Genomic DNA, 26,956 nt, shown 5'->3' with positions numbered 1-26,956 from the left:
CGCCTCGACCCCCGGGAGCACGCCGGGCCCCTGTCCATATCACCCCGGCCAACACAGCTCGGCGACCGGGGAACCATTCGGGTCCACCAAACTGTCGGATAGGTTGACGCCCGGCGAACACATGCCCACGAACGGCCGAGGGGGACTCTGTGGCGATCGAACTGCCTGGTGAGGTGGTGTCGTTCCTACAGCTCATCGGCATCAACTGGCCGACTGTGAACGAGGACAAGGTCCGTGAGTTCGCATCGCATGTGCGGGAGTTCGCGCAGAACGTGGAGTCCGCTCACCAGGATTCAACCAACACGATCCAGCGCCTCGGCCGGGCCTATGAGGGCGCGTCGTACGAGGCGTTGCTCGCCAAGTGGACATCGGTGTCCGACCAGCACTTCGACGAGCTGGTCAAGGCCTGCCATGTCGTGGCGGACGCCTTGGACGTCGCAGCGGATGTGATCGTCGGCATGAAGGTCGAGACCATCGGCGAACTGATCGCACTGGCAGCGGCGTTCATCGCCGACCAGGCCGCCGCCGTCGCCACCTTCGGCGCGGCCGAGGCTGCGGTCGTCCTCATCGAGGAGGCCGCCAAGCGCCTGATCAACTACCTCGAGCAGCAGCTGGAGCAGTACATCATCGGCCAGGTGGTCGAGGCGGCGATCGGCCCACTGATCGACACGGTCGCCAACGCCGTCTCCGGGATGGTCTTCCAGGCTGCCGAGTCCACCCTCGGCGTCTCCGGCGGAGGAGGAGGTGGCTCCGGCTTCCGTATCGAGCCCGACGCACTCGATGAGCACGCCCGGGTGATGCACGACCACGCCGACACTGTCGCCGGTCACGCGCAGCTGTTCCAGTCCAAGATCGCGGGGGTGAGCTTCGAATGAGCAACCAGATCGTCAAGGCCCTCGAGCACGGCGCCGAGAAGCTCGGCAAGACCCTCGCCGAGGATGCCGCCAAGGCCATGAAAGGCTTCTACCGCAAGGCCGGCGACAATCTGAAGCAGGTCGCGAAGAACACCCGCGAGGTCGAGGCCAAGCACACCAAGGACCTGGAGAAGATCCTCCACTCGGGCAAGAACGAGATGCCGCGCAGCCCGCACGGCAGCGGCGGCGGGCCCGGCCATGGCAGCGGCCCCCACAACGGCGGCCAGGGCCGCCGGCACGTCGAGGACCCGCACGGGCCGGGCCGGCCGCAGGAATCGCGCTGCCAGGGTGGCGAGCCGGTGGACATGGCCACCGGCCTGATGTTCATCGAGCAGCAGGACCTCTCCCTGCCGGGCGCCCTTCCCCTGCTGTTCAAGCGGTCCTTCGAGTCGAACTACCGGGCCGGCTGGTGGATGGGCCCGAAGTGGGCGTGCACCTTCGACGAGCGGCTGGAGATCGACGCCGAGGGCGTGGTCCACCTCACCGCCGACCGGATTGCCCAGGCCTACCCGCATCCGACCCGCGACGAACCGTCCCGGGCGAGCGCCGGTGCGCGGCTGGACCTCGCGGTCGACGCCGCCGGCGACTACGCGCTGACCGACCACGCCGGCGGCCTGGTCCGGGAGTTCACACTGCAGCCGGCGGGCGACGTCGCCCTGCTGACGGCGATCCGGGACCGGATCGGCCACCGCGTCGACTTCGCCTACGACACCGACGGTGTACCGCTCAGCATGACCCACTCCGGTGGCTACCGGGTGCTGGTCACCACCGACAGCGGTCGGATCACCGCGCTCCGGCTGGCGGGTGCGGGCGACGAGGGCCGCGACCGGCTGCTGACCCGTTACGGCTACACCGACGGCCACCTGACCTCGGTCTACAACACGTCCGGCAGGCCGCTGCGTTTCGCCAACGACTCCCAGGGCCGGATCGTGTCCTGGACCGACCGCAACGGCACCCAGTACCGGTACACCTACGACCCCCACGACCGGGTCGTCGACGAGGGCGCCGCCGACGGCACCCTCCGGTTCCACTTCGAGTACGGCGCACCGGACCCGGTAACCGGCATCCGGGTGAACTCCGAGACCAACGCCCTCGGCCACACCACCCGTTACCAGGTCAACGAGCGCTCGCAGATCGTCGCCCAGGTCGACCCGGTCGGGAACGCGACGCTGTTCGAGCGCGACGAGTACGACCGTCTCCTGTCGCGGACCGATCCGCTCGGCCGCACCACCCGCTTCGCGTACGACGGCGTCGGCGACGTGGTCGCCGTCACCCGCCCGGACGGCGAGCAGTCCACCGCGGCGTACTTCGGCGACACGAGCATGCCGACCGCGATCACGCGGCCGGGCGGCCTCACCTGGCTGCAGACCTACGACGAGTCCGGCCTGCGGACCTCGGTCACCGAGCCGACCGGTGCCACCACCCACTACCGGTACGACGAGGCCGGGCACCTGGCCGCCGTCACCGATCCGCTCGGCCACTCCACCCTGGTCCGTTGCAACGCGGCCGGCCTCCCGGTCGAGATCGTCGACCGGAACGGTGCCACCAGCCGGTACGAGCGGGACGCCTTCGGCCGGGTCACCGCCGTCACCGACCAACTGGGCGGCGTCACCAGGCTCGCCTGGACCGCCGAGGGCAAGCTGAGCTCGTACGCGGCAGCCGACGGGGCCACCGAGACCTGGGCGTACGACGACGAGGGCAACCTCCTCACCCACACCGACCGGCTCGGCCAGGTCACCTCCTACGAGTACACCCCGTTCGAGACGATCGCCGCCCGGACGGATCCCGACGGCAGCCGGCTGGTCTTCGGCTACGACGCCGACATGAACCTGGTGTCCGTCACCAACCCGCTGAGTCAGAGCTGGACCTACCGCTACGACGCCGCCGGCCGATTGGTCGGGGAGACCGACTTCCACGGACGGACCGTCAGTTACCGACTGGACGCAGCTGGACAACTGCTCTCCCGCACCAGCCCGACGGGCGGAGAGGTCCACTACGCGTACGACTCCCTGGGCCGGCTCGTCACCAAGAACGTCGACGACGCGACCACCACGTACGCCTACGACCCGGCCGGCCATCTGCTCAGGGCAACCGGCCCGGACGCGGACGTGCTGCGCACCGTCGACGCACTCGGCAACCTGCTCTCGGAGACGGTCAACGGACGCACCCTCAGCCACACCCGCGACCTGCTCGGCCGCAGTGTCCACCGCACCACCCCGACGGGCCACTCCAGCGCCTGGTCCTACGACCCGGAGGGCCGTCGGACATCGATGGCGACGCCCGACGGTGCGCTGGAGTTCTCCTACGACGCGGCGGGCCGTGAACACGAGCGGACCATCGGCGAGCGGCTGACCCTGGCCAGCAGCTGGGACTCCGAGCACCGCCTGACCAGCCAGATTCTCCGCTCCGAGCAGGACGTCGTCCTCCAGCGCCGCGACTACACGTACCGCGCCGACGGCGTGCTGACCGGCATCGACGACCAGCTCAACGGGCTGAAGGTGTTCGAGCACGACGCCGGCGGCCGGGTCACCGCAGTGCAGGCCGGCGACTGGACCGAAACGTACGCCTACGACGCGGTCGGAAACCTCACCGACGCCGACTGGCCCGCGACCGGTGCCACCAAGGCAGCCGTGGGCACCCGTTCGTACAGCGGCACCCAGCTCACCACGGCGGGCCGGGTCCGCTACGAGTACGACGCCGCCGGACGGACGGTCCTCCGGCAGGTCGCCCGGCTGTCCAAGAAGCCCGACACTTGGCGCTACACCTGGGACACCGAGGACCGCCTCACCGAGGTGGTCACCCCGGACGGCACTCGCTGGCGCTACCTCTACGATCCGTTCGGCCGCCGCACCGCCAAGCACCGGCTGTCCCTGGACGGCGCCGGCGTCCAGGAGCGCACCGAGTTCACGTGGGACGGCTCCGTCCTCGCCGAGCAGACCACCCGGGCTCCCTACCTCCCCGGTCCGCACACCCTCAGCTGGGACCACAAGGGGCTACAGCCACTTGCCCAGACCGAGGCCATCGCCGATCAGGACCAGGTCAACCGGCGCTTCTTCGCCATCGTCACCGACCTCGTCGGCACCCCGACCGAACTGGTCGACCCCGCCACCGGGGCGATCGCCTGGCGGGCCACCCCGACGGTGTGGGGTCACACCACCTGGCCCAACGACAGCACCACCTACACCCCGCTGCGCTTCACCGGCCAGTACTTCGACCCCGAGACCCGGCTCCACTACAACCTCAACCGCTACTACGACCCCGAGACGGCCCGATACACCAGCCCCGACCCGCTCGGCCTCAGCCCCGCGCCCAACCCCGACGGCTACGTCCACAACCCGCACACCTGGTGCGACCCGCTCGGTCTGACGCCGGAGGGGATCCCGGACGTCAAGAAGCACCTGATGGACCTGGGCAAGCAGCGCGTCAAGGACGTGGCAGCGGGCCTCGGCGAGGACGAGAAGCCTCCGGGCGCCTACACGGTCGGCCGCGACCGCACCACCGGTAAGATCTACTACGGCGACAGCGGCCCGGAGACCGGCCACCACCAAAAGGTGAACGAGGCGTTGCCTTCCGAGTCGCAGCGGGAGGACAAGCGGCCACCCGGTGTGTGCGGCGAGCCACGGATGTTCACCAACGCGATCAAGGACGGCGCGGACCCGAAGAACGTCGATCTGGTGACCGTCAACCCCAAGGGTAAGAAGTTCAAGATGTGCGAAAACTGCGGAAGCTGGGTTCCCGGCTTCGGAGGCGAGGTCCTGACAGGATGACCGACACCCACGAGCGCGAGGGCGTCCCGGCCCTCCGGGCGGCGCTTGCCGACGCGGCACGGATCGAGGTCCACCCGCTCGACGTGGAGGACGCCTGCCGGCAGTACGCCGAGGACGACTACCAGGTCACCGACCGACTCCGGGAGTTCCTCGCGGCCTGGGGCGAGCTCACCGTGACCTGGCAGTTCCGGGAGCGCGACGTGGTCCTCACCACCGCGGTCGAGCAGACCCTGGAGTCCGCCCACGCGACACCGAGGAACCTGGGCATCTTCGCGAGGCGCCTCGGCCAGGAGGTCGCCATCGTCGGCACCGCCTTCGTCACCGAGGAAGCCGTCCTCCTGGCGGAGAACGGCGACATCCTGCTCGTGGGCGACGTCGGGTTCCAGCGCGTCGCCAACGGCTTCGGCGAGGCGATCCGGCGCCTCGTAGCGGCCGACTACGACAGGACATTCTTCTGGCCGGACCCGCCGAAGGCCGCCGAAGGCCCGGGTGACACCCCCGCCAGGACTGAGGCGTGGGCTGAGCCGCGCGTGGCCGTCGCGCGGTGGAAGAAGGTCCGGTGTGCCAGGCGCTCGGCGAGCCGGTGCTCTACCCTCTCCAGGTGGATGAGAGATTCCCTGTGATCGGGGACTTCAGAGAGCTCGGACGGGGCCGGCCGGACGGACCGTCACTCCGGTCTGCCGTCCGCGACCGAGAGTCGGCACATGCACGTGAACTCGTCGAGTACCTGCGCAACGGCACGGTCCTGGTCGCCGCGACCACACTCGTGCGTGACGTCCTCAGCCCTGACCAGGCCGTCATCGGCGGCTGGCACCTGATGACGGACGGGCACTGGCTCTGGAACTCCGACCTGGCCCACTACGTACGGCACTACCATGTGGCACTCGACCCGGAGTTCATCCGGCACGCGCGACGCAACGACTGGACCGTGCCCGAGCTGAGCGACAGCGACGTGGACGCGATGGTGGCCGTGCTCCTCGGAGACGAGTCGGGCTGACAGGCCTCGGTGGGCGTGCGTGATCATGCGGCGCTCCGGGCCCGCGGTCGCTGTCCCCGGCCGGGAAGCCGGTCCGACCCGGGCGAGGCGACGCGGCTTGCGAGACGAGTCCGTAGGCGTTCGGATGAACGTGCGCCGGGGGCGGCGTGGCGCTGCGAGCCAAGATCCGGAGGGACTTTCCTAGGACGCATGGACATCCGGATGGGCCGAACCGCCCTGCTGCGCATCGCGATGGTCGTCTCTGCCTGTGTGGCAGCCTCCCTGCCCCCGATTGCCGCTCCCGCAGCGGCCGTACCGAGTTCCAGGACATCGGCCACCGCGTCACAGCAGTGGGACGCGACCGCGGCGGAGCTCGACCGGGTGATCCAGCGGACGGCCGCCGACGCCGGGGTCCCCGGAGTGATCGTGGGCGTCTGGAAGCCTGGAAAGCCGCGCTACGTACGGGCCTTCGGTGTCGCGGACAAGATCGACTGTGAGCCGATGCGAACCGACCTGAACATGCGCATCGGCAGTGAGACCAAGACCTTCACCGTCACCGCGATGCTCCAGCTCGTCGACCGCGGAAAGGTCGGCCTGGACGACCCCATCTCCAGGTACGTCGACGGAGTGCCCGACGGAGAACACATCACGCTGCGGCAGCTCGCGGAGATGCGCAGCGGCCTGTTCCCCTACACCAAGGACGCGGACTTCCAGCACCTGCTGACGACCCAGCCGCATCGCCAATGGGCGCCGGAGGAGTTGCTCCGCATCGCCTTCGAGCACGCGAACCAGTTCCCGCCCGGCACGCAGTTCGACTACTCCAACACCAACACCGTGCTGCTCGGGCTGGTCGTCGAGAAGGTCACCCACCGCCCCCTGCAGGTCGCGATCCGGGACCTGATCACCCGGCCGAGCGGCCTGGACCACACCTTCCTGCCGAAGGCGGCGGAGTTCCCGCAGCCGCACGCCCACGGCTACACCGACTTCACGCCGGACGGCACGGTGGCGGACGCCACGGACTTCAACCCCAGCTGGGCCTGGGCAGCCGGCGCGATGATCTCGGACCTCGACGACCTGCGCTCCTGGGCGGTGAACGTCGCGACCGGCCGACTGCTGACCCCGCACACCCAGCAGGAGCGCCTCGACGCGCAGCCCACCGGCGCGCCGGGCGACTTCTACGGACTGGGCATCGACATCAACCACGGGTGGATCGGCCACGCGGGCTCCCTGCCCGGCTACCAGAGCCTGACCGTCTACCTGCCCGCTTCGAAGGCGACGATGGTGATCCTGCTCAACACCGACATCAGCTCGAACGGCGAGAACCCGAGCACCCTGCTCGGCCGGGCGATCACCCAGGTGATCAGCCCCGGCAACGTCTACGGCGACGCCTCCGATCAGAACTGAGGCACGCCCAAGGCGATGCGGGCGAGGACATGGCTGCTGCATGTTCGCTGCCCGAGGGCCGCAGGCACTCGCGCAGCAGTGTGCCTGCGGCCCTCGGCGCGGCCTGATGCGGGACCTCTGCGGGCAGACCGAGCCCGGCCACGGTGATCTGCCGGACAAGGGCACCGACGGCGCACGTCGGAGGACGATCCCGTAATCCCCGAGTGCTTGGGCTCGGGTACGAGTACCTGCGACGCCGCGACCTCCGGCACACCGGGCTGACGTGGATGGCCGACGCAGGGGTGCCGCTGCACGTCCTGCGGAAGATCGCCGGGCACGGGTCGCTGACGACGACCCAGCGCTGTCTCCACCCCGACCGGCGCGCCATCGAGAAGGCCGGCGAGGCACTGAGCGCCCATCTGAGCGGCCCCCGCAAGACATCTGGTCCCGAAGTGATCCCGCCGGACTCCCACGGCCGACACTTACGGCTCGTTCGCTGAATCAACCGGCCGCAGAAAAGGCAAAAGCCCCGCTGGCCTGGACTTCCGTCCAGTCAGCGGGGCTCCGACATTCCTGTCGGGACGACAGGATTTGAACCTGCGACCCCTTGACCCCCAGGCGCATCCGCCGACACAGAACTAACAAGCCGACCTTGCAGCCCCGAAAGGTTGCCGCAGATCTGCTGGCTTCCTGTTCCGCCTCGCGTGTCAGCATCCCAGCCTGTTGATGTCAGTCGTAGATGTCAGCAGGCTGACGAGCCGTCATCCATTAGCTGGGGCCGATCCTGTTCTTACGACGGCCAGTGTTCCAGGCGTCGATGATGAGCCGGTAAGCAGCCATTTTCCGAGACCCAGTACCGTCCGACTTCGAGCCGAAGCCTGTCGCCTGGCTACGGGCGTCTCCGATGAGACGCGCAGCCGAAGAACGCTTTGCCAGCTTGCGAGCGAGATCGTCGAGGTCAGCATCACCGCTGATGACGTCACGATGGCGACCAAGGAACTCTCCGAGTCCGCCAACGACGATCCCATCCCATGCCTCAGCGGTACGGCCATATGCCTTCTCGGCGACGGTAAGCACATCGTCCAACACATCTGCGCCGTACTTGTCAGTGATCGCGAGGATTCCCTGAACAGCGCCGATCTGGTTGGAGGAGGTGCTTCCGATCTTGAGACTGTGCGAAACGAGAACGTCCTCGGTGTCGACGAACAGCGGCAGGCCCGCCGTGAGGCCAATCCGATATTCGTCGTGAGCGTTGGTCTTAGATGCTTCCCTGTTCTTAATCAGGAACAGGGTGGCTTCTTCCTGGATCGTCAGGCCGCGATGGACCTCTGCCACGATCGTTTCGATGCCCGCGATTCGGCAGGCCTCACTGCGGTGCTGCCCGTCGATGATGTACAGATCGCCATTTGATCGCTGGGAGACAATGATCGACCCGAGCGCATGCGGCTTGATCTCGGCGGCAATCGCCCGGGCGCGTGGCAGGTTGAGCGTGCGCTGAGCCTCCGGCTCGATCTTAAGGTCGACCGTTGCGACCTTCACCCCGTAGTCAACAGGGTGTTCCGGCAGCTCGTAGCGGTACTTCTTCGCCATGGGTGGCGCACCTCGCATCTGCGCCGCGCTGAGGGATGCGGCCTAGGGGCCTAAGGGATGGCGGCGCACGGGCATCAAATCATCACATATGACTCTGCATCAACTCCGCTCTGTCTGAACCCTTGTCCGACCTCTGGGGCTCCGCCATCACTTCAAGGACGACACAGACAGCTTGAGCCTTCGGTCCCTTGACCCCCAGATCGCGTTGCGCGGTATTCCTGCAGGTCAGCCTGCCTGCAGGGCTCTCAGAGGTGCTCGGCCGAGGCAGCAAGGTTCACCTCCAGGCAGAGCGTCTGGTCCCGCCCTGGTCCCGCCCTTCTTACCTCCAGAGCCCGCCAGGATGGGACGCCTGCACTACTGCTGTCACAGCAGTGTCACTGGCGAATGACCAGCTCAGAAGCTATGCAGTGACAGAGTGACATGTGTGACAGTTACCGACGCCCTGAGCTGTCACTCCTCAGTTGCATCCGCCGAAGGCTCGACAAGATCATCGTCGCTCCACATTCCGCCAGAAGCTAGAGACGAATCAGGCGCGGGCGGTGTTGACGGCGAAGGAGGCTCAGTAGGCCGCTGCCGGCCCACCGGGCCGGAGATGTAGGCGTCCATGCCCGCTGTAGCCAGGGGGTGGTGGTGAGCCGTCTCGTGATCGCCGTGCAGACGCAGCAGTACATGGTCGTCACCGACCAGGCAGTCGGTGTACGGGAGGGTGTGGGACAGCACGCGGGCGAAGTCGTCACAGGCCGCCCGGACGTCCACCTTGTTGAGGCCTAGCCAGACGTGCAGCGTGCCGTCCTGAACCGATAGCTCAACGTCGATGCGGGTGTCGGCCGCCTCGGCGGCTTCGCCGCACCACGTCAGGGTCTCGTGCAGCGCGCCGAGGTGGACGAGGAGCGGATGGAAGACCTCTTGGCGCATATCGTCACGGATCGTGACGCCGGTGGCCTGGGCCTGGTCATGCCACCACGCCTGCACAACGTCGCGGACCGAGGTGGCCTGCGGCCCGCTGCTCAGTGCTCGCCTTACGGCGTCTGCTGCATTGCGTCGGACCAGGCTCGTGGCGTCGTGTCCTGGGCTGGCGGCCATGCGGTGCAGGAGCGAGCCGAACCCGATGCGCGTGTCGTCGAGGACCTTCCGGTACAGCTCTCGCAGCGTGTCCGGCACGGCCGTCTCATCCGGCCCGAGCAGGGAACGCACACGTTCTGCCCAGGCAAGAAACGCCTTGGTGTCGCTGGTGGCAAGGAGGTCGGTGCCGAGGTCGCCGCGGGCGAGCATACGGGCGCGCTGCCGTTCTGCCGGCTGGCCGAGGCCATCGAGCTGAGCGTGCAGGAGGAAGACGAGCAAATCTCTTTCTCGGACGAGGAGATCATCGACGACACCGTTAACGGGGGTGGCAAGGATGTCGAGCACAGCCTCGGCAGTCGCCTGCTTCGCCTCCTGCTTCCCGGGGGCTCCGGGCAGATGCTCTGTCCACCGGTGGACCCGGCCCCGAGCGTCCCGCAGCCCAACCGTGGCGGTGAAGGCCGTCAGGTGTTCCGGTCCCGAGACGTCATACGTGTACTCGACGTCGATGCCATACGTGGTGGCCAAGTTGGCGAGGACGGTCACCGGGTCATGATGGTGTTCCAGGCCAGAGAGCCACTCGTCGAGGACGGCGGGCCGGCGCCCAAGCAGCCGAGGCCCGTGGACGCGCCAGGCAGCGGCGACAACCGCCTGGGCGGCGTCCGACGCCGCCGTGCGGCCCTGCCCGCTCTCGCCGTGGCTCGTCAGCAGCCCTTCTGCGAGCTGAAGCCCTGTACCGAGCCGGGCCATGTCGTCGTCAGACGGGGTGAGGATGCGCGCACCGTCCTCGTCGGGGGTGAGATCGTGTCCGAGAGCCCGACGAGCGCGGACGTGCGCGGCGAGGTGGCCCGCCACGTGCGCGCCGTGGTGGGCGAGGAGCTGGTTGTCGCGCTGGCGGGCAGCGGTCGCCGCCGCCTGATTCTCGTGGACCCAAGAAACATGGGTGAGGGCCTGGGCGAGGAGCCCGTCCGAGCCGTAGCCGAGCTCAAACATGGCCGCCAAGTCGCTCACAGCGTCCCGGTGCCGGACGCCCGGCTGTGAATACGGCCGCGGCGACGAAGCTGGCCCAGTTACGGGGTCTGCCTTACGCTTGGCGTCCGCTGCTGCAACCACCTGCGGGTACGCGTCGAGCAGCGCTCGTGCCGCCGCCGCCCGCGCCGCCTTCTTGGACTGGCCGGTGCCTTCCGCCATGCGGCCGGTTTCGGTGCGGACGCTGGCGCGGAAGACCTTGCGGTGATCCGGGCCCTCCTCGGCATAGTCATAGGTCAGTCCTTCCTTGCGGAAGGCCGTTTGCGCCAGAGTGACGGGATCGGTTCCCATCTCCACAGACGGTCGGTCGAGGTTGGCCCACACAGAGGCGACCAGTCTCCGGGCAATCTCGTGCTCGCCGCAGAGGCTTAGCACGCCGATGATCTGCCGGGCCACTCCTTCGAAGACGGACCTGGCAGGCTGCTGTGCCTCTCCCGCGCCCATGCGTGCCAGCCCTTGGTCGGTGACCCACGCACCGAGCGCGAGGTCGGCGGCAGCGCGTCGCCGGGCGTGTTCGACCGACTGTTCGCCTGACTTCCGAGGGGTCGCCCAGCGTACATAAGCGTCGAGCAGGATCACGTCGAGCGTGGTGCCGCCGAGCCGGTCAAGTATGCCGAGTACATTCGGTGTTACCTGATCGGCGTGGCGACTCTCGTAGAGGTGGCTGCGGTGCTCTGCCGCTAGGCCCAGCCAGGCGGTGACCTCGGGGCTGGCATCCCACCCGCGCACGGCGTTCCCCACGGCTTCGCGGACCACTTGCCCGTGCGTGCCCACCAGCGACACCGGCGGCTCGCACAGCGCCGAGTACGTGACGTCATGGACGTCGAACCGCCGTTCGGTGCGGATGTAAGACCGGACCGGCTCGGTCGACGGGCGCTGCCTGGTAGAGGTCGGGACCGACCGCGCAGACCGGGCCGTGCGGTCGACTTCGGGGTCTGTCGTCCAACCCCGACGTGTGGACTCCGGGTGCTGGTGGGCAGGACTCGACCTCGGTCGCCGGCGGTCCAATTGCGCCCTCTGCCTGCCCATAGACGATGTGTTGGTCTTGCCGTACAAGAGGTTCTGGAGTTCGTTGGTGAGCCAGGAGGGCAACCCGGTCGGGGGATGGCCGCCATCAAAGAAGTCACCGGCGAGGTCGACGCAGTATTCGTACCGACCCCACTCAAGGTGGCGCGCGTGCTCCTGACCGATCGCGCGCAACGCCGACCGCATCTGCGCGTACGGCACTATCTGACCCGCCAACTGGTACGACGTACGGTGCCGTGCGGCTTCGATGGCAAGCGAGATGCGGTGCACGGGTGTCGGTGGCGCGGTCTCGCGCAGCGACACGATGCCAACCCAGCGGTTCATGGCCCTCCCCATGCCGGATGACGTGGCCTTACAACGCCCCAGGCACACCCGCTTCCGGAAGGCGCCAGCGCTCCGTCCCGGTACCTGTGGACGGGCGGCGACCTGACTCCGGTTCTGCTGTCCCTTCCTCCCGCCGTGGCTCACAAGTCCCGGTGATCACGGCGGCACTGGCCGATCAGCGTATGCCGCCGAGCACGGGTTCGGAAAGGGGCGCTCGACGCGGATCGTTCCAAACTGCCCGCGCCCGAACCGACCTTGTTGCGCAGGAACTGACTCATTGCCCTGTTCGCCTGCGTTGCCGCCACGTCACGTGCCTTTGACCAGTGATGGAGCTGTTAGTGGACGTCATCCGCGGCTACCTTCGTACCGCCTCGTACGGCCCACAGACGGCCCAGGATCGCCTTGCTCCACTAACCTTCCGCCGAACCATTGAGCATCACCCGTGCGGATAGCGGTCCGAAGGTCCGTGACCACGAGCCCACATCTCCGCCATCAGCCATAAGGCCGGCAAGAGGCTGCGACATCGAGGTGCCTCGGCCGCTCGAATCAGCCGGGGCGCATCAACCGCCGCGACTGTCACGGCGGTGTCACTGACGTTTATCCAGCTCAGGAGTCATGCAGTGACAGCTGTGACAGCGGGAGACCGTTCGTGGCTGTCACACATCGTCATGGATGAGCATGCTGGTAGCCACCCTATGCCACTCATCCGCATATCGCGGGTGGGACATAGATCCGTCTGTTGGCCCTGCTCATCACAAGGAGGACTTGCTCAGCTCCTGCCGACCATCATCGAACGCTGGCTGACCCCGCTCACGCGGGGAGGACTGCGGCCCGTTCCTGGCGCAGCTCAACCCCGACGGCTGACCCCGCTCGCGCGGGGAGGACGATCCCTGGGCTCCGGGGTGGTTCGGCCCAGGCGGCTGACCCCGCTCGCGCGGGGAGGACTTGATGTTGCCCGCGTTCACCGTGTAGGTCTGCGGCTGACCCCGCTCGCGCGGGGAGGACGAGCGGCTGCACCACTTCGTCACCCGCTTCGACGGCTGACCCCCGCTCGCGCGGGGAGGACGCGGACTCGTCGGCGACGGCACCGAAGTTGAGCGGCTGACCCCGCTCGCGCGGGGAGGACGACCCGGTCTGCTTGGACACGGCCTCGGCGTGCGGCTGACCCCCGCTCGCGCGGGGAGGACGCCGACCGGGTCGACGAAGGCCTCCCCTTCGACGGCTGACCCCGCTCGCGCGGGGAGGACACGCCCGGCTACGTCAAGGGCTTCCGGTACACCGGCTGACCCCGCTCGCGCGGGGAGGACTCAGCGCCGGTGTGGGTGATCTCCATCCCCCACGGCGGACCCCCGCTCGCGCGGGGAGGACGCCCTGACCGTCGCCACCGTCGCGCTGGGGATCGGCTGACCCCGCTCGCGCGGGGAGGACGATGTCGGTGAGGGTGCCGAGGAACTCCATGGCGGCTGACCCCGCTCGCGCGGGGAGGACGGCCCCGGGAACTTGAGGTAGCGGCCCGGCCACGGCTGACCCCCGCTCGCGCGGGGAGGACACGTACGGGGCGGACGAGATCCGGCGCATCGGCGGCTGACCCCCGCTCGCGCGGGGAGGACCTGCTCTCCTCGGACTCCTCCGGGGAGATGGTCGGCTGCCCCCGCTCGCGCGGGGAGGACATGTCCACCAGGCGATGCGGTGCACCACCCGGCGGCTGACCCCCGCTCGCGCGGGGAGGACTTCTCGCACGGATGACAATTCGCTCCAGAATTCGGCTGACCCCCGCTCGCGCGGGGAGGACTTCTCGCACGGATGACAATTCGCTCCAGAATTCGGCTGACCCCCGCTCGCGCGGGGAGGACACTTCGGACGGGTCGTAGTTCTTGCCGCTGATCGGCTGACCCCCGCTCGCGCGGGGAGGACCCGATCGCCATCATCATGGCGATCTGGAACCACGGCTGACCCCCGCTCGCGCGGGGAGGACGCCATCCACGTGGCCGCCCGGTACATCTCCACCGGCTGACCCCCGCTCGCGCGGGGAGGACGCCCTGACCGTCGCCACCGTCGCGCTGGGGATCGGCTGACCCCGCTCGCGCGGGGAGGACCCCTACCGCAGCTGGGCTGCAGCGATCGCCGGCGGCTGACCCCCGCTCGTGCGGGGAGGATGCGTCGACGCGCTTCTTCGCCTTCTCGTACTCCGGCTGACCCCGCTCGCGCGGGGAGGACGCGTTCACCGACTTCGCCGTGGAGGGCATCACCGGCTGACCCCGCTCGCGCGGGGAGGACTACCAGCGCACCTAGGAGCCCCGCATGCCCCGCGGCTGACCCCCGCTCGCGCGGGGAGGACGACGACAGCCAGGTCATCGAGACCGTCAACGACGGCTGACCCCGCTCGCGCGGGGAGGACGGAGTGTCCGACCGGTACACCACCTCATCCGTCGGCTGACCCCCGCTCGCGCGGGGGAGGACAACCCGGAGCAGATGCTCGGCATCCCCACCGGCGGCTGACCCCCGCTCGCGCGGGGAGGACAAGTACCCGGCGCTGGAAGCAGGAGCGAATGGCGGCTGACCCCCGCTCGCGCGGGGAGGACCGGTCGTTCTGGAAGGCCCGCCGCTTCTCGCCCGGCTGACCCCCGCTCGCGCGGGGAGGACAGCTCGACCGGAACGACGGACCCCGCGATCCTCGGCTGACCCCCGCTCGCGCGGGGAGGACGAATGGTCCTGACCGACCGCGTACGCTGCCACCGGCTGACCCCGCTCGCGCGGGGAGGACGCGTTGACGAACTTGACCATGTCGCGGAGGACCGGCTGACCCCGCTCGCGCGGGGAGGACAACCTGGCAGCGCTGGGCCTGGCCGGCGTCGGCGGCTGACCCCCGCTCGCGCGGGGAGGACTTCCTCCGGTCGCCTTGGGCATGGCGTCAGAACGGCTGACCCCGCTCGCGCGGGGAGGACATGTTCCGAACCTGGCCGCTGAACGTGTTGAGCGGCTGACCCCGCTCGCGCGGGGAGGACGGGGTCTCGTTGCTGCCGTACCGCCAGGCGACCGGCTGACCCCCGCTCGCGCGGGGAGGACGCAGTGGCGCCGGTCTCCATCCTGCTAATGGACGGCTGACCCCCGCTCGCGCGGGGAGGACTGCGCGTCGGCGGCCGAGATGGTCACGCCGACCGGCTGACCCCCGCTCGCGCGGGGAGGACACCGTGACGGGGCAGGTGTGGCGGGCGGACAACGGCTGACCCCCGCTCGCGCGGGGAGGACGGGGTCTCGTTGCTGCCGTACCGCCAGGCGACCGGCTGACCCCCGCTCGCGCGGGGAGGACATGTTCCGCACCTGGCCGGAGAACGTGTTGAGCGGCTGACCCCGCTCGCGCGGGGAGGACGGTGCGACTGTGGCTGACGACCCGTTCGCCATCGGCTGACCCCCGCTCGCGCGGGGAGGACGGCCACGCGCGCACGGTCCGATACCCGGCCGCCGGCTGACCCCCGCTCGCGCGGGGAGGACACAAACATGCTGGTGACGACCCAGGTGTTCGCCGGCTGACCCCCGCTCGCGCGGGGAGGACGGCCCCCACGAATACGTCCAAGGCCCCCGCGGCGGCTGACCCCCGCTCGCGCGGGGAGGACTTCGAGTAGGCCCAGAGCGGGATGTGACTCGGCGGCTGACCCCCGCTCGCGCGGGGAGGACCTCTTCAGCCGGAAGAACCGCAACGCGCCCACCGGCTGACCCCGCTCGCGCGGGGAGGACGAAGACGAACTCCTGCCTGATGGTGAAGAGGTCGGCTGACCCCCGCTCGCGCGGGGAGGACACTGCGCACGGTTTCCGGATGGACGGCCGGTGCGGCTGACCCCGCTCGCGCGGGGAGGACAAGGTCTACCGGGACGCGGTGGTGGACATCAACGGCTGACCCCCGCTCGCGCGGGGAGGACCCACCGCTTCACGCCGCCCCGGGCCTGAATCTCGGCTGACCCCCGCTCGCGCGGGGAGGACTCCGACGTCTCGGTGGAGTTCAACGGCGAGCACGGCTGACCCCGCTCGCGCGGGGAGGACACTTACTGACCTGCAACGCTAGAGAGCCTTTGCGCAAGCTTTGCTTCCGTTCAGGCCTCATCCGTACATGCGGTCGCCAGCCTGAATCGTAGCCAGGGGCAACACATCAAGCCCAGTCCGTCGAGTCCAGAAGCGTTTGCCGTAGGTACTAAACATCAGCCAAGACGCCCGTTGTCAGTCATTGGTGATAGGCCTGCGCCCATGACCGAGGAGACCGAAGCCTCACGATCCGTTGCAGTTGACCCCGCCATGGCACAACTGGACACCCGTCTATGGGGCAAACGGGCTGGCCTGCCCGGGCCCTATCCCGTGATCTGCCACTTGCTCGATACCGCTGCGGTCGCCGGTGCCCTCTGGGATTCAGTCCTGAGCCGTGGTATGCGAGCGCAAATCGCCAACGGGATCGGCGTGCCAGAGGCGGAGGCGCGTCGGCTGATCACGTTCTGGGCTGGGCTGCACGACGTAGGCAAGATCACCCCGCCGTTCCAAGCCAAGGTGCCCGAGGAGTTCGCCGCTCTCGCGGCCGACGCCGCGTACTCGGAGCAGGCCACGCCGGAGCAGTTACGGCATGAAGCGGCGACGCACTGGAGCCTGGTCGAGTTCCTCAGCCAGTGCGGATATCCCGAGGGACGTGTGGTGCGGCGCTCTGTCGGGCATCAGGTGGCGCAGCTCCTTGGCGGGCATCACGGCTGTTTCGGTGAGGCGCTCCAGCGTAAGCACCTGGTCAACGCCGCTGCGTACCAGCCCGGTTTGGGTCGGGCAGCAGGTTGGCGCAAGCAGAGATTGCTGCACGCCAGTGCAGTTCGGCGGCTGACCGGTGCGGTCGGCACGCCGGAGAGCATCTTGTCGGGGCAGTCCGCAGTGGTGGCGGCCGGGCTCGTGGTCGTTGCCGACTGGCTGGCGAGCCAGACCGACGTGATCGAGCCGAGGATGCCAGAGCGGGGATGGGCTGGCAGTGACGCGGACCTGGAACAGCACTACGAGCGCGCGGTAGCGATGGCGCCAGCCTGGGTACGGGAGGCCGGGCTTGGCCGGGCGACCTTCCCGGAGCGGACGTTCGGCGACCAGTTCCCATTCACGCCGAACACCTTGCAGGCGGACATCGCCGCGACGCTGCCAGGTCTGGCTACGGGCGCGGGCCTGTTGCTGGTGACAGCGCCCACTGGGGACGGCAAGACCGAGGCGGCACTGCATGCCGCCTCGGTGATGGCTCGTGCCTCTGGTGCGGGCGGGGTGTACTTCGCTCTGCCCACGATGGCGACGGCCGACGCGATGTACGAGCGGGTGCGGCGCTTTGCCGATGCGAATGCCGAGGGTGAGCGGGCATTGACGCTCTTGCACAGCATGGCCTGGCTGAGCCCGGCTTACGTGCCAGCAGAAGACTCTGACGGGGTCTCACCGGTGCTGTCCGATGGTCACACGGGCACAGAGGCTGGCCGCTGGCTCAGGGCCGCCCGCCGGGGGCTCCTGGCCCCCCTGGCGAACGGAACGATCGACCAGGCCCTCACCGGTGTACTGCCCGTACGGTACGGGTTCCTCCGGCTGTTCGGTCTGGCGAACAAGGTACTTGTGGTGGACGAGGCGCACGCCTACGGGCCGTGGATGCACAGCTTGTTGGTGCGCCTGTTGGAGTGGCTCGGAGCGCTGGGCGCACCGGTCGTCCTGCTGTCGGCCACACTTGCCGGACGGACCGCGACCTCGCTGGTGGACGCCTACCGTCGCGGCGCCGGCTTCCAGGACCGGAGCACTGTTGAGCCTTGCTACCCGGGCTGGTTGTTCGTCGATGCGGCAAACGGCGAGGTGTCCAGGCCTCGGCAGGTCGGCAGCGATCGGGCGCGAACGCTGCGCGTCGAGTCTCGCCGGGTGACCTGGGATGTCCGGGAGGGGCCCGTCGACAGGCCGCGGCAGGGCTCGCGCAGGGCTGCCCTTCGGGTACTTCTTGGCCCGGTGGCGGCGGAGGGCGGGTGTGTCCTGGTCTGTTGCACGACGGTCGAGGAGGCACAGCGCACCTTCCTGGATCTGCAGTTCGCGCTGCCCGACCTGGCCGCACGGGAAGGCGGTCTGCGCCTGCTGCACTCACGGTTCCCCGCGATGGAGAGGCAGCGGATCACCGCGGAGTGTGAGGCGGCTTTCGGGAAGCCGCAGGGTGGTGCTTCCGGCACGAGGCCTGGATCGGTACTGGTGGCGACCCAGATCGTTGAGCAGTCCCTCGACCTGGACTTCGACCTGGTGGTGTCCGATCTCGCTCCGCTGGCGCAGTTACTGCAACGGGCAGGGCGGAGCAAGCGCCACCCGCGGGCCGATCGGCCGGCGTGGACGGGGGATGCGGCCGAGCCGAGGCTGGTGGTGCTGGAGCCCGTAGATGGGGAGGGGTCCGTCCGTGCTCCGCGGACGTGGGGCGATGTGTACGACGCGGCGCTGCTGTTCCGTACGAGCGTGTTGGTGGAGAAGCTCGCGGGAAACGGCGTCGCCGTGCCGGACGATGTGCAGGGGCTTGTCGACACCGTGTACGCCGATGACTTCGGGGCCGGGTTGGCGGATGCGGCTCAGCGGGAGCTGCGGAGCATGGATGCGACGCGGGTCGCGTCGGCTGTCGCGGAGAGCCAGCTGGCCGAGGCGACGACGGTGCGGTCGCCCTACGACGTGCAGGGAGACCTGTCCTGCCTGACGGATCGCGGCTCAGGTGTGATGGAAGAGCTCCTGACCACCCGACTCGGTGCGGATTCAGCCAGGGCCGTCTGCGTGTACCTGCGGGACGGGGGACCTTCGCTGGATGAGGACGGCGACATCCCTTTGCCGGGCACTGCCCTGGGAGGCCGCCTGACCTCTGCCGAGATCGCACCGATCATGCGTCATACCGTCCCGCTGCCCGGCCGATGGCTGGCGCGCCGCACCGAGGACAACGACGTGCCAGCAGACTGGAGGGACAGGCCCATGCTCGCCGATCTCGCCGTCCTGCCCATGCAGCTCGGCGGGGACGGGCGTTGGACGTGCCGCCTCGGTGATCGGGAGATCGAAATCTCGAAGAACCTCGGAATCTCTGCAGATCTTCCGAATCTTCCTCATGCACCCCGCACTTCGCACTAACGTGGCCGTGCCGCCCCAGCAGTAAACCTGATGGTCCGTCACCGGGGCGGCACCACCCCGCTCGCGCGGGGAAATGGGGCCGATACGGGCCTGTTCCTGCACACCGCATGGCTCACCCCCGCTCGGTTGCGGGGACTCGCAGAGCCTACCCACCCCATCAACCACGCCCAGCCTCGCCGGAGGCCGCATGTCACCTGCTCCCACACCGGTCCCGCCGGTGTTCAACCTTGTCGACGACCCGTGGATCCCCGTCCGCGGACGCCCCGACCCGACCCGACGCCACCCGGACAGACCGCTGCCGGAAGTCGTCGGCCTGCGCGAACTGCTGCTGCGCGCCGACGAGATCGAACAGATCGCCATCGGCCTGCCGCCCGCCCTGTCGGCGCTTTACCGGATCCTGTACGCCCTCACCTCCCGGATCACCGGGCTGGATGAGGCCGGACCCGGTGCCTGGGCGGAACGCCGCGAAGATGCGGTGGAGGAGGGCCATCTCGACGAGGGCAAGGTCGAGGCGTACCTCGACACCTACCTCCACCGGTTCGACCTGTTCCACCCCGAGCAGCCGTTCCTCCAGGACCCGCGACTTGCCCAGCAGTGCGACCGGGCGAACACCGCTGGCGTGGACAAGCTCATCACCACCAGGCCCTCCGGCAACAACCACGCCTGGTTCCACCACATCGACAGCACCAGCCCCGACCTGCCCACCAGCGCCCAGGCCGCCATGCACCTGCTGATCTGGCACTACTACGGCCCCTCGGGCCGCTGTTCGAACCGCACGGTCGGCGACGTGAAGGCCGCCAACGTCACCGCCGGACCGCTGCGCAGCACCCTCTCCTACCACCCGGAAGGCGAGTCCCTGTTCGAGACCCTCCTTGCCGGACTGCCCGAGCCCGGACAGGACGTCCGCAGGGCTGCCGATCTCTGCCCCTGGGAACGGGCGGAGGCGACAGACCCGACCGCCCCGCCGCCCGAAACCGCAGGCCCCTGCTCCCGACTCACCGCCCGCTCCCAGCACGCCCTGCTGCTGGTCCCCGCCCCCACCGGGCAGCACGTCACGGACGCCTTCATCACCTGGGCCTACCGGCACAAGATCCCCCGCCAGGGCGACCCCTACCTGATCTGGCAGACCAGCAAGGAGGGCAACACCTACCCGCGTCCCGCCGACGCCCAGCGAGCCCTGTGGCGAGACCTGGACGCTCTCCTCCTGAAGGACCCGCCGGGGGCAGCCATCCACGCCGGCCTGAAGTCTTCGCCACGGCACCCGAGGTCTCCGAGTACCTCCGGGTGCGGGCGCTGGGCTTCGAGCAGGACGGGCAGGCCAAGGACGTCCAGTTCGTGGACGCCAGCACACCGCCCGTACTCGACCTCGCGGAAGAGCAGGAGCCTGCGACGGCAGTGGAGATCGGCCGGCTCCGCGCGCTGGGCGAGCTGTACGGATACCGGCTGGACAAGGCCGTACGCAGGGCCTGGGCCGACTACACCGCCGCCCCCAAGCTCCGCGACTGCGCCTGGGCCGTCGATGCGGCCGCACGCTACTGGCCCGACGCCGAGGCCGAGTTCTGGAAGCACGTGGACGCGAGGGAGTTCGTCGGTGCGGCAGCGGCGTTCCGCACCATCGCCGAAGACGCCTACGACAAGATCACCTACACCGCGCTCGGGACCCTCCGCGGCGCGAAGGCCGCTGCGCGAGCACGCGTCGAGCTGTACGGCGGGCCCGCGAAGACGCCCGCCAAGGCCGCCGCCACCCGCCCCGGTACTCCAACGGAGGACAAGTGAGCGACACCACCGCCACCACAACCATCCCCGCCCCCCGCCCCGCAACAATCGTTGCCGCGGGGACCCGAAGAGTAGGTGCCGACTGGTCCAGCGCCGAACTCCGCCGCGCCCGCGCCTTCACGGACTGGATCGACCGCCGCTGTTCCGAGGACCCGGGGGTACGGGCAGCGCTCCGGCGCGGGGTGGGGAAGGACCTGGACTCGGTGCCGTTCATGCACCGCTTCGTCGCCCACAGGCTGACCGACGAACAGATGGCCGACCTGGACATCCAGCGGGCCCACTACACGGTCGCCTCGCTCATTGCCGCCCAGCGCCGCGACCAGTACGCCGCCGCACGAACCGCCACGAACCTGGACGAAACCACCGCAGGCCCCGACGAGTCGAAGCCTGCGACACCGCGCAGCCGCAGCCTCGGACGATCCTTCGCCGACGGCGTGGCCAAGGGTGGCACGGAAGCCGGACTGCGCGCCTCCTCCGCCGAAACCCGCCTGAATCTGCTGACCCGTCAGAGCCTGGATGGTCTGCACCGGCACCTCCCGGGCGCCATCCGGCAACTGCGGGGCAGCGACGTCGACGTCGACTGGGCCCAGCTCCTGGTCGACCTCTGCAGGTGGCGCCGTCACGCGGGCACCGTGAAGCGGCGCTGGCTGCAGGACTACTACCGGACCCGCCAGGCGGACGAGGAACGACGCGCCCAGGACGCCGACACCGCACGCGCCGCCGCCCAGCCCGACGCCGGCACCGACAACCCGCCTACCGCGAACTGAACCACCGCACCACTCTCGGGGAACCGCCCCGGACCCCAGACCCGACCGCTTGAGGAGAAGAGCATGGCTCCGGCCGACCGCACCACCGCCCGATTCATCGACCTCCACGTCGTGCAGAGCGTCCCGTTCGCGAACCTGAACCGCGACGACAACAACTCGGTGAAGACCGTCCGGTACGGCGACGCGGACCGCACCCGGGTCAGCAGCCAGTCGTGGAAGCGCGCGGTACGCGAATACTTCCAGGACAGCTTCGGCGAGCGGGCCCTGCGCACCCGGCGCATCGGCGCCCGCGTGACCCGCCTGCTGGAGACCGAGCGCGGCTGGCCCAGCGACCTCGCCGTGCGCGCAGGCCAGCATGTCGCCGCCGGCAGCAGCATCAAGTTCGAGACCGCCAAGGACTCGCCGGTCCTCACCACCAACGCCATGGTCTACGTTCCCGAGACCGCGGTGGCCGACCTTGCGGACCTCGCCGAGGAGCACCGGAAGGCACTGGAGAACGGGAAGGACATCAAGAAGGCCGCGGACAAGAGTGTCCTGCCGCAGGATCGGATCGACGCCATCCTGCGGACCCGCAACGGCGTGATCAACCTGTTCGGGCGCATGCTTGCCGAGGTCGACGACGCAGGAGTGGACGGCGCGGTCCAGGTCGCCCACGCGCTGACCACCCACGGCACCGACGTCGAACTCGACTACTTCTCGGCCGTCGACGACGTCACCTCCGCCTGGGGCGACACGACCGGCAGCGCCCACATGGGCCACGCCGAATTCAGCGCCGGCGTCTTCTACCGCTACGCCACCATCGACCTGGCCGACCTGGCCCGCAACCTCGGCGGCGACCGAGCCGCCGCCCGCGAACTCGCCGCCGGCTTCGCCGAGGCCTTCATCCTCTCCCTCCCCCAGGCCAAGAAGACCGCCACCGCCCCGCACACCATCCCCGACCTCGTCCACCTGTCGGTCCGCACCGACCGGCCGCTGTCCTACGCCGCCGCGTTCGAGAAGCCGGTGCGCTCCCACCGCGAGGACGGCGGCTACGCGGGCCCGTCCCGCACCGCACTGTCGGACTACGCCCAGGCCGCGAACACACTGCTCGGCAACCGCGGCATCCTCACCGCCGGCTGGGCAAGCCTCGACGAGAAGGACCTCGCCGGGCTCGGCGTCCGCGTCGATTCCTTTCCCGAGCTCCTCGACACCGCCCTGAACGCCGCCTTCCCCGAGGCCGCCGCGTGAGCCCCACCACCAGCGGCGCCGGTCTCCTGCTGCACCTGGCGGGACCGCTCCAGTCCTGGGGAGAGCGGAGCCAGTTCAACGAGCGGGACACCGCGCCGTTCCCGACCCGCTCCGGGGTCATCGGGCTCCTCGCATCGGCCCTCGGACGACGGCGCGAGGACAGCATCGAGGACCTCACCGGTCTCTCCCTGACCGTTCGGGCCGACCGCCCGGGAGTGCTGCTGCGCGACCTCCACACCGTGGGCGGTGGCCTGCCCGGCCGCCAGACGGTCACGACCGCCGAGGGCAAGAAGCGCTCGGGCGGCACCGCAACCCTGCTTTCCCACCGCTACTACCTCGCCGACGCGGCATTCACCGCCGCCCTCACCGGTGATGCGGATGTCCTCGAATCGTGCCGGACGGCGCTGCGCGACCCCGTGTGGCCGCCCTACCTCGGCCGGCGCTCCTGCCCGCCGGAGGGACCTCTGCTCCTGGGCCTGTTCGACGATGCGCTCCACCATCTGCTGCACCTGCCGCTCGCGCGGCGGGCCTCACGGGCAGAGGGGGCACTCCTCGACATCGTCTTCCACAGTGACTGCCCCCTCGGCGACCTCAGCCCGGGCAGCGGGACCGGATCGGACGACGGCACCGCGCCGGCAGGCCAGGTCAACGACGACCCGCTCACCTTCCACAGCCGCAACCGCTCCTTCCGTGCACGCGCCCGCTACCAGCGGACCCTCCGGCTGCCCGCAGGCCAGTGCGCCGGGTTCTCCACCGACTACCTGGCGGCAGTCGGCACCTACCTCGCCCAGCACCCGACCCGTCACGAAAGCGCCCGCGCATGAGTCTGTGGCTGACCCGCATCGTCCCCGACCAGCGACACCGAGACGCCCGCCGGGACGCGGCCAGCGCCGTCGGCCTCCACCACCGGCTGATGTCACTCTTCCCCGACGACGTACCCAGCACCGAGCCCCGCCGCGAACTCGGAGTCCTCTTCCGCGCCGAACCCGGGCCCAGCGGCCCGCAGATCCTCCTACAGAGCGCCCGCCAGCCCGACATCGGCAAACTGCCCGCCGGCTACGGCCAGGCCCTCACCCGACCACTGGCACCGCTCCTCGACGCCCTCCGCCCCGGTCTGCCGGTCCGCTACCGCATCGCCGCCAACGCCATCCGCAAACCCGGACGCACCACGCGCGAGATGTACCAGCTCGGCGCGATCATCCCGCTGTCCGGCCGCGCGGCCGACGAATGGTGGACCCGCCAGGCCGAGACCTCGGGCCTCACCCTGACCACACTCCACGCCACACCGCTGGACGCCGCACACGGCGCACGGCGGGACGGCCAGCAGCAGGTCAAACACGCACGCACCCTCTTCGAGGGCACCGCCCTCATCACCGACCCGGACCGCCTCCGCACCCGCCTGACCGAAGGAATCGGCAAGGGCAAGGCTTACGGCTGCGGCCTTCTCAGCCTCGCACCACAGAAGGAGACCGCATGACCGGTCCGAGGAGGAGTCCCGACACCGCGGCTCGGCGGAAGCTGGCGGCGCCCACCGTGGCGATGCTGCCCCGTACCGCAGACTCGCTGTCCTTCCTCTACCTGGACATCGCCCGCATCGTCCAGGACGACACCGGTGTCTGCGCCGAAGTCACCAGCCCGCAGCGGGGCACAGAGTCGGTGTACCTCCCCACTGCCGCACTCAACTGCGTCCTGCTCGGCCCCGGGACCTCCATCACGGCACGCGCCCTCTCCACCTTCGCCCGGCACGGCACCACCGTCGTCATCACCGGGTCAGGAGGTGTGCGCTGCTACGCGGCGACGATTCCCGACTCCCTCAGCACCACCTGGCTCGAACGACAAGCCCGAGCCTGGGCCAACGATGACCTCCGACTGAGCGTTGCGACAGCGATGTACGAGCAACGCTTCGGTCGAGCAAGCGTTCCCCCGGCACCAGCCTCGCCCAACTTCGCGGTATGGAAGGACAACGGGTCAAGGCCCACTACCGCCTACTGGCGCAGCAGCACCGCATCGGCCGCTTCCGCCGCGCCTACGACCCCGCCTCGTGGGACACCCAGGACCCGGTCAACCTCGCCCTCTCCTCGGCCAACACCTGCCTGTACGGCATCGTCCACGCAGCCTTGCTCGCCATCGGCTGCTCCCCTGCCCTCGGCTTCGTACACAGCGGCAATCAGCAGGCGTTCGTGTACGACATCGCCGATCTTTACAAGGCCGAACTCACTATTCCGCTCGCATTCTCGCTACACAGCTCTCCCCAGCCGGAAGCCGAAGCAAGGCGCAGCTTCCGGCACGGACTGCGTCTGTTCAAGCTCCTGCCCCGCATTGTGGCCGATGTCCAACGCCTGCTTGCACCGGACCAGGAGATCGAATTGCCCGATCCCGAGGAGCAACTGGTGGACCTGTGGGACCCAGTTGCCGGGGCAATCCCGGGCGGAGTCAACTACGCGCTGGGAGAGCCACTGTGAGGGCGCTGCCATCAGCCTCGACCGCGTTCATTCGGGAGCCCCTGTGGCGTCGATGACCGTCCTCTCCGTTACCGCCGTCCCCGACCACGTACGCGGTGCCCTGACCCGCTGGCTCCTGGAGGTCACGCCTCACCTCTACGTCGGAACCATCTCTGCGCGTGTCCGCAACGAGCTCTGGCGTGCAGTCAGTGGTTGCGTCGCAGGCGGTGTAGCAGTCCTCGTCCATCCAGCGGCGAACGAACAAGGATTCGAGCTGCATACCGCCGGTGACCAACGGCGTCAGCCTGTCGATTTCGACGGACTGACCTTGATCGCCACCACCGCCCAATTGCATCAAGAAATCGCAAAGCCCTAGCGAATCTGCAGGTAGGGAAGTGTCCTCCCCGCGCAGGCGGGGGTCAGCCGGCGGTGGCCGCGAGGCCGGTGCCGTTGAGGACGTCCTCCCCGCGCAGGCGGGGGTCAGCCGGCGTAGGCGATGGTCATCGCGCACCACGCGCCGTCCTCCCCGCGCAGGCGGGGGTCAGCCGCTGCGGCGGGTGCGGGTCCGGCGGTGGTCCACGTCCTCCCCGCGCAGGCGGGGGTCAGCCGGCGGCGACATGACCCGTACAACGCCCGCCCACGTCCTCCCCGCGCAGGCGGGGGTCAGCCGGACACCGTCATGGACTGGGTCGACGGCTACGGGTCCTCCCCGCGCAGGCGGGGGTCAGCCGCTGAACTGGCACCTCGCCCGGCTCGGGTTCGGGTCCTCCCCGCGCAGGCGGGGGTCAGCCGTGGGCCCGCTGCCGCTCGGCGCGTGGCTGGTGGTCCTCCCCGCGCAGGCGGGGGTCAGCCCAGTGCCGGGCGGAGGCCAGCCACCACAGGCCGGTCCTCCCCGCGCAGGCGGGGGTCAGCCGGTCGCCGGTCTGATCGTGATCGGCGCCGTCGTGTCCTCCCCGCGCAGGCGGGGGTCAGCCGAAGACGAAGGGCAGCACCGACTACCGGCAGGGGTCCTCCCCGCGCAGGCGGGGGTCAGCCGCCGGACACCACGTCCCGGCACGTCCTCCAGGCGTCCTCCCCGCGCAGGCGGGGGTCAGCCGGCACTGAGCATCGGCTCGGCCATCGTCACGGTGTCCTCCCCGCGCAGGCGGGGGTCAGCCGTCGGGGCGCAGCATTGGCGGGCCGGCGGCTGCGTCCTCCCCGCGCAGGCGGGGGTCAGCCGGGATGGTTCAACCGCGGGTGATGTGTCAGCCAGTCCTCCCCGCGCAGGCGGGGGTCAGCCGCGCTGCTTGATGATGTCGTTGACCGTGTTGCCGTCCTCCCCGCGCAGGCGGGGGTCAGCCGGCGATGGCCCTCGACCAGGTGCCACCGGACGGGTCCTCCCCGCGCAGGCGGGGGTCAGCCGAGGCTGCACCCGGCGAACCCCCTGTTCTGGGCGTCCTCCCCGCGCAGGCGGGGGTCAGCCGTCCACCTGGTGGCTCCTCCTGCTCCCGATGTGGTCCTCCCCGCGCAGGCGGGGGTCAGCCGTCGTTGTCCGTGGTCAGGATCGGATTGG

The 26,956-nt window shown here is 69.6% G+C and carries 15 protein-coding genes, 2 pseudogenes and 4 CRISPR repeat arrays (1 of these 21 cut by a window edge); of the genes and pseudogenes, 15 read left to right on the top strand and 2 right to left on the bottom strand.

Annotation, left to right across the window (positions count from 1 at the left end):
- Positions 1 to 149 precede the first annotated feature (149 nt).
- The 6 genes from ABEB13_RS29655 (at position 150) to ABEB13_RS29630 (ending at position 7,540) form a co-directional block, all read left to right on the top strand.
- On the top strand, positions 150 to 875 hold the full coding sequence (locus ABEB13_RS29655) for a WXG100-like domain-containing protein (RefSeq protein WP_345707896.1): 726 nt from the start codon (positions 150 to 152) through the stop codon (positions 873 to 875).
- A complete protein-coding gene (locus ABEB13_RS29650; RefSeq protein WP_345707895.1) occupies positions 872 to 4,681 on the top strand; it encodes an RHS repeat-associated core domain-containing protein in 3,810 nt (1,269 codons plus the stop codon). Before ABEB13_RS29655 ends, ABEB13_RS29650 begins: the two co-directional genes overlap by 4 nt.
- Entirely contained in the window at positions 4,678 to 5,304 is a 627-nt protein-coding gene (locus tag ABEB13_RS29645; RefSeq protein WP_345707894.1) for an SUKH-3 domain-containing protein, read from the top strand. Before ABEB13_RS29650 ends, ABEB13_RS29645 begins: the two co-directional genes overlap by 4 nt.
- A 143-nt stretch (positions 5,305 to 5,447) precedes the next feature.
- The gene (locus tag ABEB13_RS29640) at positions 5,448 to 5,678 is read left to right on the top strand and encodes a hypothetical protein (RefSeq protein ID WP_345707893.1); all 231 of its coding nucleotides are present in this window, start codon (positions 5,448 to 5,450) and stop codon (positions 5,676 to 5,678) included.
- A gap of 201 nt (positions 5,679 to 5,879) precedes the next feature.
- Complete coding sequence (locus tag ABEB13_RS29635) at positions 5,880 to 7,061, top strand: serine hydrolase domain-containing protein (protein WP_345707892.1); 1,182 nt, start codon at positions 5,880 to 5,882, stop codon at positions 7,059 to 7,061.
- A 143-nt stretch (positions 7,062 to 7,204) separates the two neighbouring features.
- Positions 7,205 to 7,540, top strand: a complete 336-nt coding sequence (locus ABEB13_RS29630) for a tyrosine-type recombinase/integrase (protein ID WP_380230352.1) — start codon at positions 7,205 to 7,207, stop codon at positions 7,538 to 7,540.
- Between the two features lie 268 nt (positions 7,541 to 7,808).
- On the opposite strand, the gene ABEB13_RS29625 is transcribed toward ABEB13_RS29630, so the two are convergent.
- Entirely contained in the window at positions 7,809 to 8,630 is an 822-nt protein-coding gene (locus tag ABEB13_RS29625; RefSeq protein WP_345707891.1) for a DUF6551 family protein, read from the bottom strand.
- A gap of 450 nt (positions 8,631 to 9,080) precedes the next feature.
- Positions 9,081 to 12,068, bottom strand: a complete 2,988-nt coding sequence (locus ABEB13_RS29620) for a putative dsRNA-binding protein (protein WP_345707890.1) — start codon at positions 12,066 to 12,068, stop codon at positions 9,081 to 9,083.
- A 1,701-nt stretch (positions 12,069 to 13,769) separates the two neighbouring features.
- Positions 13,770 to 14,104: a CRISPR direct-repeat array (repeat unit 29 nt; unit sequence CGGCTGACCCCCGCTCGCGCGGGGAGGAC).
- A 393-nt stretch (positions 14,105 to 14,497) separates the two neighbouring features.
- Positions 14,498 to 14,772: direct repeats of the CRISPR family, unit length 29 nt; unit sequence CGGCTGACCCCCGCTCGCGCGGGGAGGAC.
- Between the two features lie 697 nt (positions 14,773 to 15,469).
- Positions 15,470 to 15,743: direct repeats of the CRISPR family, unit length 29 nt; unit sequence CGGCTGACCCCCGCTCGCGCGGGGAGGAC.
- Positions 15,744 to 16,307: 564 nt separating this feature from the next.
- Between ABEB13_RS29620 and cas3 the strand changes: the two genes are divergently transcribed.
- The 9 genes and pseudogenes from cas3 to cas2e all read left to right on the top strand — a co-directional run bounded on the left by cas3 (position 16,308) and on the right by cas2e (position 25,780).
- Entirely contained in the window at positions 16,308 to 19,193 is a 2,886-nt protein-coding gene (gene cas3, locus ABEB13_RS29615) for a CRISPR-associated helicase Cas3' (protein ID WP_345707889.1), read from the top strand.
- 73 nt (positions 19,194 to 19,266) lie between these two features.
- A pseudogene (casA, locus tag ABEB13_RS29610) lies at positions 19,267 to 20,358 on the top strand (type I-E CRISPR-associated protein Cse1/CasA); the annotation flags it as partial.
- Between the two features lie 119 nt (positions 20,359 to 20,477).
- The gene (locus ABEB13_RS29605) at positions 20,478 to 20,969 is read left to right on the top strand and encodes a type I-E CRISPR-associated protein Cse1/CasA (RefSeq protein ID WP_345707888.1); all 492 of its coding nucleotides are present in this window, start codon (positions 20,478 to 20,480) and stop codon (positions 20,967 to 20,969) included.
- Positions 20,966 to 21,736, top strand: a complete 771-nt coding sequence (casB, locus tag ABEB13_RS29600; protein WP_345707887.1) for a type I-E CRISPR-associated protein Cse2/CasB — start codon at positions 20,966 to 20,968, stop codon at positions 21,734 to 21,736. The genes ABEB13_RS29605 and casB overlap by 4 nt, the downstream gene beginning before the upstream one ends.
- Before the next feature lie 63 nt (positions 21,737 to 21,799).
- The gene (gene cas7e, locus ABEB13_RS29595; RefSeq protein ID WP_345707886.1) at positions 21,800 to 22,963 is read left to right on the top strand and encodes a type I-E CRISPR-associated protein Cas7/Cse4/CasC; all 1,164 of its coding nucleotides are present in this window, start codon (positions 21,800 to 21,802) and stop codon (positions 22,961 to 22,963) included.
- Positions 22,960 to 23,787, top strand: coding sequence for a type I-E CRISPR-associated protein Cas5/CasD (cas5e, locus tag ABEB13_RS29590; protein WP_345707885.1), 828 nt, complete (start codon positions 22,960 to 22,962; stop codon positions 23,785 to 23,787). Before cas7e ends, cas5e begins: the two co-directional genes overlap by 4 nt.
- Entirely contained in the window at positions 23,784 to 24,440 is a 657-nt protein-coding gene (gene cas6e / locus ABEB13_RS29585) for a type I-E CRISPR-associated protein Cas6/Cse3/CasE (RefSeq protein ID WP_345707884.1), read from the top strand. The genes cas5e and cas6e overlap by 4 nt, the downstream gene beginning before the upstream one ends.
- A gap of 62 nt (positions 24,441 to 24,502) precedes the next feature.
- Positions 24,503 to 25,425, top strand: a pseudogene (gene cas1e / locus ABEB13_RS29580) (type I-E CRISPR-associated endonuclease Cas1e).
- Between the two features lie 43 nt (positions 25,426 to 25,468).
- Positions 25,469 to 25,780: a type I-E CRISPR-associated endoribonuclease Cas2e gene (gene cas2e / locus ABEB13_RS29575; protein WP_345707883.1), complete on the top strand. Its 312-nt coding sequence runs from the start codon at positions 25,469 to 25,471 to the stop codon at positions 25,778 to 25,780.
- Positions 25,781 to 25,801: 21 nt separating this feature from the next.
- Positions 25,802 to 26,956: direct repeats of the CRISPR family, unit length 29 nt; unit sequence GTCCTCCCCGCGCAGGCGGGGGTCAGCCG (it continues 339 nt past the right edge of the window).

Source organism: Kitasatospora paranensis (assembly GCF_039544005.1).
Lineage (GTDB): Bacteria > Actinomycetota > Actinomycetes > Streptomycetales > Streptomycetaceae > Kitasatospora > Kitasatospora paranensis.
This window is presented reverse-complemented; position numbering and strand designations above follow the sequence as displayed.